We start from the raw sequence: 12233 nt of genomic DNA on the forward strand, positions 1-12233 counted from the left end.
TTAATTTTTCCTCAGTAATTCCAAAAAGCCGCGCAGCACGGGCGAGGCATTGTCGCGGCGCCAGGCCAGGCCCAGTTCCACCAACGGTGTCGGGCCGGCCAGGGCACGGTATTCTACGCCGGGGCGCATCAGGTTCGACACGGATTGTGGCACAAGTGCCAAGCCCATGCCCGCCGAGACCAGGCTGACGATGGTCTGCATCTGGATCGCTTCCTGGCCGATCTCGGGCGACAGGCCGGCTTCGTGGAAGCAGCTGAGGATGGCGTCGTAGAGACTCGGCGCGCTCTTGCGCGGGAAAATGATCAACGCTAGCTGACGCAGGGTTTTCAGGTCGACCGGTTTTCCGCCATTCGGCAGTACGCCGGCGGGCGCGCACAGCACCAGCGGCTCTTCCAGCAGCTTCAGATAATCGAGGTGCACCTGCGCCTTGTCCGACAGCGGCGGAATGATCAGGCCGGCGTCGATCCGCTCATGCAGCAGGTCGTCGACTTGCACGTCGGTGGTCGCTTCCTGCAGTACGAGCTGGACGTTCGGATAGGCCGCGCTGTAGTCGCGCAGCAGGAGCGGCAGCACGCTGTAGTCGGCCGGCGTAACAAACGATAAGGCCAGCCGCCCGGATTCGCCCGCCGCCGCACGGCGCACCAGTTCGGGCAGGCTGGCCGCGCCTTCGAGCAGGCGCCGCGCCTCCAGCAGCAGGGCGCTGCCGGCGCCCGTCAGTTCGACTTGCCGGCGGTTGCGCAGGAAGAGGGGCGCGCCCAGCGTTTCTTCTAATGCCGCAATCGCCTGCGACAGCGGCGGCTGGGTCATGTGCAGGCGCGCGGCGGCGCGGCCGAAGTGGAGTTCTTCGGCGACGGTCACGAAATAGCGCAGCTGGCGCAGTTCAAGGTTCATCGATATGCGTTTCCATTGAATTTAACGGCTCTGATATGTTTTACGAATCACAGGCACGCAAATCTTATATTTGACGCCACATGGAGCGCAAGGCATTCTTTGGTGATTGTTTTCAAGGAGTCCATCATGGCCGACCAGCCGCGCTACAACCGCCGATCCCGCAACGTCACCGAAGGCGTCGCCCGCAGCCCGAACCGCTCGATGTATTACGCGATGGGCTATGAAAAGGACGATTTCAGCAAGCCGATGATCGGCATCGCGAACGGCCACTCCACCATCACGCCCTGCAACTCGGGCCTGCAAAAACTCGCCGACATCGCCATTTCGACCGTGAAAGCCAACGGCGCCAACCCGCAGGTGTTCGGCACCCCGACCATCTCGGACGGCATGTCGATGGGCACCGAAGGCATGAAGTTCTCGCTCATTTCGCGCGAGGTGATCGCCGACTGCATCGAAACCTGCGTCAATGGCCAGTGGATGGATGGCGTGGTCGTCATCGGCGGCTGCGACAAGAACATGCCGGGCGGGATGATCGCCCTGGCCCGCGCCAACGTGCCGGGCATCTATGTGTACGGCGGCACGATTAAGCCGGGCAGCTGGAAGGGCAAGGACTTGACGATCGTGTCGGCCTTCGAGGCGGTCGGCGAATTCACGGCCGGGCGCATGAGCCAGGAAGATTTCGACGGCATCGAAAAGAACGCCTGTCCGTCCTCCGGTTCCTGCGGCGGCATGTACACGGCCAACACCATGTCGTCCTCGTTCGAGGCGCTCGGCATGTCGCTGATGTATTCGTCGACGATGGCCAATCCTGACGACGAAAAGGTCGGCTCCTGCGCCGAATCGGCGCGCGTGCTGGTCGAAGCGGTGAAGCGCGATTTGAAACCGCGCGACATCATCACGCGCGAAGCGATCGAAAACGCAGTCTCCCTGATCATGGCCACCGGCGGCTCGACCAACGCCGTGCTGCACTACCTGGCCATTGCCCACGCCGCCGAAGTGGAGTGGACGCTGGACGACTTCGAGCGCATCCGCCGCAAGGTCCCGGTCATCTGCAACCTGAAGCCTTCAGGCCAGTACGTGGCGACCGATCTGCACAAGGCGGGCGGCGTGCCGCAGGTGATGAAGCTGCTGCTGGACGCCGGCTTGCTGCATGGCGACTGCATCACCATCACCGGCCGTACGCTGGCCGAGGAGCTGGCCGAGGTGTCGTCGACGCCGCCGGCAGGCCAGGACGTGATCCGCACGATCGACAAGGCGCTGTACGCCCAGGGCCACCTGGCCGTCCTGAAGGGCAATTTGTCGCCGGAAGGCTGCGTGGCCAAGATCACGGGCCTGAAAAACCCGGCCATCACGGGCCCGGCGCGCGTGTTCGACGACGAGTATTCGGCGATGGACGCGATCATGGCCAAGCAAATCAATCCGGGCGACGTGCTGGTGCTGCGCTACCTGGGACCGAAGGGCGGACCGGGCATGCCGGAAATGCTGGCGCCGACCGGGGCGCTGATCGGCCAGGGGCTGGGCGAGTCGGTCGGCTTGATCACGGACGGGCGCTTCTCGGGCGGCACCTGGGGCATGGTGGTTGGCCACGTGTCGCCTGAAGCCTTCGAGGGCGGCACGATCGCGCTGGTGAACGAGGGCGATTCGGTGACGATCGACGCGAATGCACTGCTGATCCAGCTGAACGTGCCGGACGAGGAGATCGCGCGCCGGCGAGCCGCCTGGACGCGTCCCGCGCCGCGCTATACGCGCGGGGTGCTGGCGAAGTTTGCGGCGCTGACGTCGAGTGCGAGCAAAGGTGCCGTCACCGGGTAAATGAACTTGCAACGAACGGTTGTGCACGTAGGGTGGGCTCTCGAGCGCTCTCGAGCCCACGAAACGCTGGGGTCAGGTCTGACATTCGGACACGGCCTCGACGATACCAAGCCGATTAATGGGCTCTCGAGCCCACGAAACGCTGGGGTCAGGTCTGACATTCGGACACGGCCTCGACGATACCAAGCCGATTAAGGCAGAGATCGTGTCCGAATGTCAGACCTGCCCCCAGCTTTATTTACTTGCGCTTGTCGAACGAATTTTTCACCCGCGCCTGGCGCCGCTTCTCGTCCTCGTCATGCGCCTTCTTCTTGTCCCAGCCGAGCATCTTCTCCACATACTCGAACCAGAAAAATGCAAACACCATCAGCGCGACGATCCACCACCAGGACAGCTCGGCGAACTTCCAGACTTCGAAAAAGCGCAGCAGCAGCAGCGCGGCAATCAACAGGATCAAGGGCATGGTCATTCTCCAGAATGGGCCATCTTACAAAGAATTTAGTGCTCTGTGGCAAAATATGGCCAGAGCGTGGAAACGGTGCAACCTCAAAACGTAAGCGAGGTTACAGAGTGTGACGGTAACTAGTTACCCGGGCTAAACGCGGTAGAATGCAATCATTACTTTTGGAGAGACACATGAAACGTTCTTTGGTGTTGTTCGGTGTGTTGTCGGTGCTGGCATCCTCGAGCGCGTTCGCGCAAGCCGACCTGGCGAAAGCCAAGAATTGCATGGCTTGCCACGCTGCCGCGACGAAGCTGGTCGGTCCTGCCTACAAGGACGTGGCCGCCAAGTACGCCGGCCAAAAAGGCGCGGAAGACAAGTTGGTTGCCAAGGTCATGAAGGGCGGCGCAGGCGCCTGGGGTCCGGTCCCGATGCCGGCCAATCCACAGGTGAGCGAAGCGGAAGCGCGCAGCCTGGTGAAATGGGTGCTGGCGACCAAGTGATCGCCTGACCAGGCTGCCCCCCGGGCAGCGGAATAAAAAAGCGCGCCGCTGTGAAGCAGGCGCGCTTTTTGTTTGCGGCCGGGCGCGAGGCCCGGCTTATTTAAATCAACGAATGACGTCCATCTTGCTGCGCTTGCCGCCCTTGAAGGTGTACAGGGTCAGGGCGCCGTTGTTGATGTCGCCTGAAGCGTCGAAGGCGATCTGGCCGGTCACGCCGCGGTAGTTGATCTTCTTCAGTTCAGGCAGGTATTTTGCCGGCTCGGCCGACTTGGCCGCCTGCATCGCTGCCGCCATCACCATCACCGCGTCGTACACGTAAGGCGAGTACAGCTGCACTTCGGTACCGGTCCGTTGCTTGAAGCGGGTGCGGAAGTCGGCGATCGCCTTTTCCTGCTCGGCGCCAGTCACGCCGCCTGCTTCGGCGCAGATCACTTTGCCTTCGCCGACCGCGTCGCCCGCCAGACGGCCCAGTGCTTCGGTGCAGATGCCGTCGCCGCCCATGAAGCGCGCCTCGATGCCGAGCGCCTTCATCTGTTTCAGCATCGGGCCGCCGACCGAATCCATGCCGCCGAAGAAGACCAGGTCGGGCTTCTTGGCACGGATCGAGGTCAGGATGGCGGTGTAGTCGGTGGCGGTGGCGCTGGTGAATTCCTTGCCGACGATTTTCACGCCCGGACCCTTGGCGCCCTTGGCGAACTCGGTGGCCACGCCCTGGCCGTAGGTGGTGCGGTCGTCGATGATGGCGATGTTCTTCGCTTTCAGGGTGTCGACCGCGTATTTGCCCAGCGTGCCGCCGAGCTTGGCATCGTTCGCCACGACGCGGAAGGCGCCCGGGAAGCGCTGCTTGGTGTACTGGGTGGCAGTGGTGGCCGGCGAAATCTGCGGGATGCCGGCGTCGTTGTAGATCTTCGATGCAGGCACGCTGGTGCCCGAATTCAGGTGGCCGATGACGCCCTTGACCTTGGCGTCGACCAGTTTCTGTGCGACGGCCGTACCTTGCTTCGGATCGGAACCGTCGTCTTCGGCCACCAGTTGCAGCGTGACCTTCTTGCCGTCGATGGTGAAGCCTTTTGCGTTGAGCTCGTCGATCGCCATGCGGGCGCCGTTTTCGTTGTCCTTGCCGAGGTGCGAGTTCGGGCCGGAGACCGGGCCGACGTGGCCGATCTTGACGACCTGCTGGGCGCTGGCGCCGCCGGCAACGAGCATCGCAATGGCAAGGGGAATGAGCTTGATGGTCATACGTTCTCCAAATGGTGGGATGACGAGCGCCCCGATACACCGCCGCGAGCGCCTGTTTCGATTGATGCAGAGCAAAAGGTACAACAATTCAGAGGGTTGGGAAAGAGGTATCGCGCGGGGTGGTCGTGCAGCGGGAAGTGTGCACGATTTAAAGGCGTGGGAGGAGGGTAAATGCACCCATTTTGGGTGTGGCCGCTCGCTGGGGCACCAGGTGTGCCGCCCGGCCAGTGCTGCTTACTTTTGGCCGAACTGGATCGCCGCCACCTGCTGCGCCACGACCTGCTCGACCGCCTGGCGCAAGCCGACGTGGATCTGGTCGGCCGCCGAGGTCAGCGCATTGCGCACGACGGCGTCGATCTGGGGCTGCAATTGGGCGACGACGCGCTCGGCGATGCGGCGCTCGAGTTCGTCCCAGTCGGTGTCGGGAAGAGGCTGCAATGCGGGCTGCAATGCGGGCTGCGGTGCGGCCACGGGCGCTGCCGCGACGGCATCAACCGGCTCCGCCAGTTCTTCCGCCACGGCGATCGCCGCCTCGGCCTCGGACTGCCCGGCGGGCGCCGGCGGCACGCTCTCCAGCACGACTTCAGTCAACACGGGAATGCTGCTATCGAAGGCTGGGTTCTGGCTCATGATTGTCCTGCGACGAAGTGGGTCAGCGGATAGGCTTGTTTTTTGTAGGCGACGTAGCGCTGGCGCCCGGCGGCGGCATCCTGCTCGTCGATGGAGATGATTTCGAACACGCGCGCGAACTGGGCGAGCGTGCTCGGCGTGCGGCGCGTGAGGTTGACCAGCATGTCGTGGTGCGGCAGCTCGGCTTCTTCGCTGTCGGTGATGATGATCGGGGTTTGCGGCGCGAGCGGATCGTCGGCCATCACGTGCGGCAGGAAGTCGATGTTCGAGAGCGTCCACAGCGCCTCGTTGAGCGCCGCGGCCTGCGCGGCGTCTTCGGCCAGCAGGACGATGTTGGCCTTCGACGCGTAGGCCTTGCGTGCCAGGCGGCAGGCGTAGGCAAGCTTGTCGGGGATATTGGTGTGAAAGTCGATCCGTGTCATGGATCAGATTGTAATCCGGCGCGCCGGCCGGTGGTTGGTTTGCGTCGCTGCGCACCGGCGAACTTATCACCGGCGCGCAGGTCGTGCAATTTAGGCGTTCATGCCGTTATGACGCAGCAAGGCGTCAATCGACGGCTCACGGCCCCGGAAAGCCTTGAACGATTCCAGCGCCGGGCGCGAGCCGCCCACGGCCAGGATCTCGCGCTGGAAGCGCCGGCCCGTCTCGGCCGACAGTTCGCCGCCGCCCGCTTCGATCGCTTCCTCGAAGGCCGCATACGCGTCCGCCGACAGCACCTCGGCCCACTTGTAGCTGTAGTAGCCGGCCGCATAGCCGCCGGCAAAGATGTGGCCGAAGGAATGCTGGAAGCGGTTGAAGGCCGGCGGAATCATGACCGAGAATTTGCTGCGCACGTCGTCGATCAACTGCTGCACGGTCTGCTGGCTGCTTGGGTCGAAGTCGTAGTGCAGGTGCATGTCGATCAGCGAGAACTCGACCTGGCGCAGGGTCTGCATGCCCGACTGGAAGTTCTTCGCGGCCAGCATCTTCTCGTAGAGCGCGCGCGGCAGCGGTTCGCCCGTTTTCACGTGGGCGGTCATGCCTTGCAGCACATCCCACTCCCAGCAGAAGTTTTCCATGAACTGGGAAGGCAGCTCGACCGCATCCCATTCCACGCCCGAAATGCCCGACACCGACAGCTCTTCGACTTCGGTCAGCATGTGGTGCAGGCCGTGGCCGAATTCGTGGAACAGGGTCGTCACTTCGTCATGCGTGAAGAGCGATGGCTGGAGCTTGCCGTCCACAGTTGCAGGCGGCGTGAAGTTGCAGGTGAGGTAGGCCACCGGCGTTTGCAGGATGCCGCCGGTCGTCATGCGGCGTCCGCGCGCGTCGTCCATCCACGCGCCCTGGCCCTTGCCGGCGCGCGCGTACAGGTCGAAATAGAACTGGCCGATCAGCTCGCCGTCCCGCTCGATGCGGTAGAAGCGCACGTCCGGATGCCAGGCCGGGGCGGTGTCCGGCTTGATCGTTACAGAGAACAGCGATTGCACGACCTTGAACAGGCCTTCGATGACCTTTGGCTCCGGGAAGTATTCCTTCACTTCCTGGGCCGAGAAGGCGTAGCGCTGCTCGCGCAGTTTTTCCGACGCGTAGGTCAGGTCCCAGGCCTGCATGTCCTCGATCCCGAGCTCGTCTTTTGCGAACGCGCGCAGTTCGGCCAGGTCTTTCTCGGCGAACGGACGGGCGCGGCGCGCCAGGTCTTCCAGGAAGCTGATCACGTGCTCGGGACTCTCGGCCATCTTCGGCACCAGCGAGACTTCCGCGAAGTTGCGGTAATCCAGCAGCTTGGCTTCCTCGTCGCGCAGCTTTAATAACTGGGCGATGTTCGAGGTGTTGTCCCATTTATCCAGTTCGCTGAAGACGGCGCCCATGTCCGAGGCTTTCGTCGCGCTGGCGCGGTAGATCGTCTCGCGCAGCTGGCGGTTGTCGGCAAATTGCAGGACCGGGAAATAGGACGGGAAGTGCAGCGTGAACTGGTAGCCGGTCTTGCCTGCCGCTTCGGCCGCTGCGCGGGCGGCAGCTTTTGCGTCGTCCGGCAGGCCCACGAGCTCGGCTTCGTCTTCAATCAGAAGCTTGTAGTCATTGGTCGCATCGAGCACGTTTTCCGAGAAGCGCGTGGAAATGGCCGCATGCTGTTCCTGGATGCTGGCGAAGCGTTCCTTCTTTTCGGCCGGGAGTTCGGCGCCGCCCAGGCGGAAGTCGCGCAGGGCGTTCTCGACGATGCGCTTGCGCGCCGGCGTCAGGTTGACATACTCCGGGTTGGCGCGGATCGCCTTGTATTTGTCGAACAGCGCTTCGTTCTGGCCCAGCGTGGTCCAGAACTCGGTCACTTTCGGCTGGTTCTCGTTGTAGACGGCGCGCAGTTCGGGCGTGTCGGCCACATGGTTGATGTGGTTGACGATGCCCCAGGCGCGGCCCAGGCGTTCGGTTGCTTCTTCGAGCGGGACGACGAAATTGTCCCACGTGACATTGTCGGATGGCGCTTCGAGCGTGGCGACCACGGAGGAGGCCTCCTGGATCAGCTGCTCGATGGCCGGCGTGACGTGTTCCGGACGGAACAGGTCGAAACGCGGCAGGCCGGAGAAATCGAGAAGGGAATTGCTGGTATCAGTGCTCATCATGTTCCTTCCTGTTTTAGGCGGTGCCCGGCACCGGGGCCATTCCCGCGGTCAGGCCGAGCCGTTCCTGGTTCTTGCCGAGCACGCGTTCCGCGGACTCGACGGTATTCATCAACAGCATCGTGATCGTCATCGGTCCCACGCCGCCCGGAACCGGGGTGATGTGGGAGGCGACTTCACGCACGCCGGCGAAATCGACGTCGCCGCACAGCTTGCCGGCGTCGTCGCGGTTCATGCCGACGTCGATCACGATCGCGCCCGGCTTGACCATGTCGGCGGTGAGCGTATTGCGGCGCCCGACGGCGGCCACGACCACGTCGGCCTGGCGCGTGTACAGGCCCAGGTCCGGCGTCGCGCTATGGCATATGGTCACGGTGGCGTTGGCTTGCAAGAGCAGAAGGGCCATTGGTTTGCCGACCGTGTTCGAACGGCCGATCACCACCGCGTGCTTGCCGCGCAGATCGGTACCGGTAGACTCGATCAGCTTCATGCAGCCGTAAGGCGTGCACGGGCGGAAACCCGGCAGGTTGGCGACCAGTTCGCCGGCCGACAGCACCGAATAGCCGTCGACGTCCTTGGCGGTCGAAATCGCTTCGATGACCTTGCTCGGATTGATGTGGCGCGGCAGAGGCATCTGCACCAGAATGCCGTGGATGGCGGGGTCATTGTTCAGGGCGTCGATGCGGGCGAGCAGGGCCGCTTCAGTGAGGCTCGCCTCGTATTTCTCGAGCACCGAATGGAAGCCAACGTCGCCGCAGGCCTTGACCTTGTTGCGCACATAGACCTGGCTGGCCGGGTCTTCGCCGACCAGGATCACGGCCAGGCCCGGCTGCTGGCCGGCGGCGGTCAGCTTCGCGGCGCGCGTGGCAATCTCGGCACGCAGTTGTTGGGAAAGTTGGACTCCGTCGATCAGTTGGGCAGGCATGGTGGGGCTCATCACTGGACAAAGATGAAATTATACGGCGCGTGCGGGTAACGCGCGCCGCGCGGGATGTTTCGTTGTCATATTTATAGGGTTACTATGGATGGGACGTAGGTACGCGGCAGGATTATCCGGGATGCATGCCGAAGGGACGTAGGGGGGGCGGCTTTGCCGCCCACGCGTTCAACGCACGTAGTTCAACCACGGTAGGGGGGGGCGAACCATCGTTGAACGCGTGGGCGGGAGACCCGCCCACCCTACGGGTATGCAAGAGATCGCCCGACAACGCATGCTGCGCACCCTTATTTCATATTATGAAATGATATATCGTAATTTGAAAAAGACTAAATGCACTGGTAAAATCATGCTGCTTAATACAGATTAGATTTTCAATACCATCCGCCGCCGGCGATCGGGAAGATCGACGTGGGCCACCAAAACCAAGGAGACGCACCAATGTCAGCTCAACTCGATCAGTTGACGGCCCAGGCCGCCAACGACCCCGATTCGCTCGAAACCAAGGAATGGCTCGACGCGCTCGAAGCGGTCATCGAAAACGAAGGTACCGAACGCGCGCACTACCTGATGGAGCGCCTGGTCGACCTGGCGCGCCGCCGTGGCGCCCACATCCCGTTCTCCAGCAACACCGCGTACGTCAACACGATTCCCGCGCACCTGAACGTCAACAGCCCGGGCAACCTCGAATACGAAGAGCGCCTGCGCTCGTGGATGCGCTGGAACGCGATGGCGATGGTGGTGAAAGCCAACCGCGCCGACGGCGACCTGGGCGGCCACATCTCGTCCTTCGCTTCGCTCGCGAACATGCTCGGCATCGGCTTCAACCACTTCTGGCATGCCCCGACCGACACCCATGGCGGCGACCTGCTCTACATCCAGGGTCACTCTTCGCCAGGCATCTATGCGCGCGCCTTCCTGGAAGGCCGCATCACCGAAGAGCAGCTGCTGAACTTCCGCCGCGAAGTCGACGGCAAGGGCCTGTCGTCGTACCCGCACCCGAAACTGATGCCGGACTTCTGGCAGTTCCCGACCGTCTCGATGGGTCTCGGCCCACTGATGGCAATCTACCAGGCGCGCTTCCTGAAATACCTGCACGCCCGCGGCATCGCCGACACCGAAGCCCGTAAGGTCTGGGTCTTCTGCGGCGACGGCGAGATGGACGAGCCGGAGTCGATGGGCGCGATCGGCATGGCCGCACGCGAACAGCTCGACAACCTGGTCATGGTCGTCAACTGCAACCTGCAGCGCCTGGACGGTCCGGTGCGCGGCAACGGCAAGATCATCCAGGAGCTGGAAGCGGACTTCCGCGGCGCCGGCTGGAACGTGGTCAAGGTCATCTGGGGCCCGGGCTGGGATGCCCTGCTGTCGAAAGACAAGGACGGCATCCTGCAGCGCGTGATGATGGAAACCGTCGACGGCGAATACCAGAACTACAAGGCCAAGGATGGCGCCTACGTGCGCAAGCACTTCTTCGGCAAGCACCCTGAACTGCTGAAGATGGTCGCCAACATGAGCGACGACGACATCTGGCGCCTGACCCGCGGCGGCCACGACCCACATAAAATCTACGCGGCCTTCAAGAACGCGCAGGAGAACAAGGGCACCCCGACGGTGCTGCTGGTGAAGACCGTCAAGGGCTTCGGCATGGGCAAGTCGGGCGAGGCGCGCAACACCGCGCACCAGACCAAGAAGCTGGACGATGAAGCGATCCGCGAAATGCGCGACCGCTTCAACATTCCTATCCCGGACGACAAGCTCTCCGAGATCCCCTTCTTCAAGCCATCCGACGATTCGCCGGAAATGAAATACCTGCACGAGCGCCGCCAGGCCCTCGGCGGCTACCTGCCGCAGCGCCGCCAGAAGTCCGACGAACAGCTGGTCGTGCCGCCGCTCGAATCGTTCAAGGCCGTGCTGGAACCAACCGCGCCGGGCCGCGAAATCTCGAGCACGCAATCGTATGTGCGCGTGCTGACGAGCCTCCTGAAGGACCCGAGCCTGGGCCAGCGCATCGTGCCGATCCTGGTCGACGAATCGCGTACCTTCGGCATGGAAGGCCTGTTCCGCCAGATCGGCATCTTCAACCAGCAGGGCCAGTTGTACGAGCCGGTCGATAAAGACCAGGTCATGTACTACCGCGAAGACAAGGCCGGCCAGATCCTGCAAGAGGGTATCAACGAAGCGGGCGGCATGAGCTCGTGGATCGCCGCGGCGACGTCCTACTCGTCGAACAACCGCACGATGATCCCGTTCTACACCTTCTACTCGATGTTCGGCATGCAGCGCGTGGGCGACCTGGTCTGGCTGGCGGGCGACATCCGTGCGCGCGGCTTCCTGATGGGCGGCACGGCGGGACGCACGACCCTGAACGGCGAAGGCCTGCAGCACGAAGATGGCCACAGCCACATCATCGCGGCCACGGTCCCGAACTGCCTGCCGTACGATCCGACCTTCGGTCACGAAGTGGCGGTGATCATCCGTGACGGCCTGCGTCGCATGGTGGAAGAACAGGAAGACGTGTTCTACTACATCACCATCATGAACGAGAACTACGAGCAGCCTGGCCTCACGCCCGGCACGGAAGAGGGCATCCTGAAGGGCATGTATTTGCTCAAGAAGGGTGGCGAGACGCAGAACCGCGTCCAGCTGATCGGCTGCGGCACCATCCTGCGCGAATCGATCTTCGCCGCCGAACTGCTCTCGAGCGACTGGGGCGTTGCGGCCGACGTCTGGTCCGCACCGTCGCTGACGCTGCTGGCCCGCGACGGCCAGGATTGCGAGCGCTGGAACATGGTCAATCCGGGCGCCGAGCAACGCGTGCCTTACGTGACTTCGCTGATGCAGGAAACGAGCGGCCCGATCGTCGCCACGACCGACTACATGCGCATGTTCGCCGAGCAGATCCGCGGCTACATGCCGAAGGACCGCACCTATAAAGTGCTCGGCACCGACGGTTTCGGCCGCTCGGACAGCCGTGTGAAACTGCGCGAGTTCTTCGAAGTGAACCGCTACTACATCACGGTGGCCGCACTGCGCTCGCTGGCCGACGAAGGCAAGATCGACATGGCGATTGTTGGCCAGGCGATCGCCAAGTACGGCATCGATCCGAACAAGCCAAATCCTGTGACCCAGTAATGTGAATGGTGTTTCGCCGGCCTTTCGGGGCCGGCGTTTGCTGATTC

Annotated in this window: 10 protein-coding genes; 3 read left to right on the forward strand and 7 right to left on the reverse strand. The window is 63.0% G+C overall.

From position 1 onward, the window contains the following. Positions 1–891, reverse strand: a complete 891-nt coding sequence (locus tag NMB41_RS04900; protein ID WP_494381360.1) for a LysR family transcriptional regulator — start codon at positions 889–891, stop codon at positions 1–3. 126 nt (positions 892–1017) lie between these two features. On the opposite strand from NMB41_RS04900, the gene ilvD reads away from it, so the two are divergent. Beyond that, positions 1018–2703 (forward strand): dihydroxy-acid dehydratase, encoded by a 1686-nt coding sequence (gene ilvD, locus NMB41_RS04905; protein ID WP_494381361.1) that lies wholly within the window; start codon positions 1018–1020, stop codon positions 2701–2703. A 238-nt stretch (positions 2704–2941) separates the two neighbouring features. Here the strand turns inward: ilvD and NMB41_RS04910 are convergent, their stop codons facing one another. Further along, the gene (locus NMB41_RS04910; protein WP_494381362.1) at positions 2942–3166 is read right to left on the reverse strand and encodes a TIGR04438 family Trp-rich protein; all 225 of its coding nucleotides are present in this window, start codon (positions 3164–3166) and stop codon (positions 2942–2944) included. A gap of 173 nt (positions 3167–3339) precedes the next feature. On the opposite strand from NMB41_RS04910, the gene NMB41_RS04915 reads away from it, so the two are divergent. Further along, positions 3340–3648, forward strand: a complete 309-nt coding sequence (locus NMB41_RS04915) for a c-type cytochrome (RefSeq protein ID WP_494381363.1) — start codon at positions 3340–3342, stop codon at positions 3646–3648. Positions 3649–3753: 105 nt separating this feature from the next. Here the strand turns inward: NMB41_RS04915 and NMB41_RS04920 are convergent, their stop codons facing one another. The 5 genes from NMB41_RS04920 to folD all read right to left on the reverse strand — a co-directional run bounded on the left by NMB41_RS04920 (position 3754) and on the right by folD (position 9039). Continuing rightward, entirely contained in the window at positions 3754–4887 is a 1134-nt protein-coding gene (locus NMB41_RS04920; protein WP_494381364.1) for a branched-chain amino acid ABC transporter substrate-binding protein, read from the reverse strand. Positions 4888–5121: 234 nt separating this feature from the next. Continuing rightward, positions 5122–5517, reverse strand: coding sequence for a hypothetical protein (locus NMB41_RS04925; protein WP_494381365.1), 396 nt, complete (start codon positions 5515–5517; stop codon positions 5122–5124). Beyond that, entirely contained in the window at positions 5514–5939 is a 426-nt protein-coding gene (locus NMB41_RS04930; protein ID WP_494381366.1) for a DNA polymerase III subunit chi, read from the reverse strand. Before NMB41_RS04930 ends, NMB41_RS04925 begins: the two co-directional genes overlap by 4 nt. Before the next feature lie 90 nt (positions 5940–6029). Beyond that, positions 6030–8117, reverse strand: coding sequence for a M3 family metallopeptidase (locus tag NMB41_RS04935; RefSeq protein WP_494381367.1), 2088 nt, complete (start codon positions 8115–8117; stop codon positions 6030–6032). 13 nt (positions 8118–8130) lie between these two features. After that, positions 8131–9039 carry a bifunctional methylenetetrahydrofolate dehydrogenase/methenyltetrahydrofolate cyclohydrolase FolD gene (gene folD, locus NMB41_RS04940; RefSeq protein WP_494381368.1) on the reverse strand — a complete coding sequence of 303 codons (909 nt, stop codon included), beginning with the start codon at positions 9037–9039 and terminating at the stop codon, positions 8131–8133. 453 nt (positions 9040–9492) lie between these two features. Here folD and aceE point away from each other — a divergent pair, with 453 nt between their 5' ends. Further along, on the forward strand, positions 9493–12186 hold the full coding sequence (gene aceE, locus NMB41_RS04945) for a pyruvate dehydrogenase (acetyl-transferring), homodimeric type (RefSeq protein ID WP_494381369.1): 2694 nt from the start codon (positions 9493–9495) through the stop codon (positions 12184–12186). The last annotated feature ends 47 nt before the right edge of the window (positions 12187–12233 follow it).

The sequence above is a fragment of the Massilia sp. FBCC-B171 genome, assembly GCF_059134155.1.

Bases quoted from the DNA above. Each gene is read 5' to 3' on its own strand.
- NMB41_RS04925 (WP_494381365.1), bottom strand. From the start codon at position 5,517: ATGAGCCAGAACCCAGCCTTCGATAGCAGCATTCCCGTGTTGACTGAA.
- ilvD (WP_494381361.1), top strand. From the start codon at position 1,018: ATGGCCGACCAGCCGCGCTACAACCGCCGATCCCGCAACGTCACCGAA.
- NMB41_RS04930 (WP_494381366.1), bottom strand. From the start codon at position 5,939: ATGACACGGATCGACTTTCACACCAATATCCCCGACAAGCTTGCCTAC.
- NMB41_RS04935 (WP_494381367.1), bottom strand. From the start codon at position 8,117: ATGATGAGCACTGATACCAGCAATTCCCTTCTCGATTTCTCCGGCCTG.
- aceE (WP_494381369.1), top strand. From the start codon at position 9,493: ATGTCAGCTCAACTCGATCAGTTGACGGCCCAGGCCGCCAACGACCCC.
- NMB41_RS04915 (WP_494381363.1), top strand. From the start codon at position 3,340: ATGAAACGTTCTTTGGTGTTGTTCGGTGTGTTGTCGGTGCTGGCATCC.
- NMB41_RS04920 (WP_494381364.1), bottom strand. From the start codon at position 4,887: ATGACCATCAAGCTCATTCCCCTTGCCATTGCGATGCTCGTTGCCGGC.
- NMB41_RS04910 (WP_494381362.1), bottom strand. From the start codon at position 3,166: ATGCCCTTGATCCTGTTGATTGCCGCGCTGCTGCTGCTGCGCTTTTTC.
- folD (WP_494381368.1), bottom strand. From the start codon at position 9,039: ATGCCTGCCCAACTGATCGACGGAGTCCAACTTTCCCAACAACTGCGT.
- NMB41_RS04900 (WP_494381360.1), bottom strand. From the start codon at position 891: ATGAACCTTGAACTGCGCCAGCTGCGCTATTTCGTGACCGTCGCCGAA.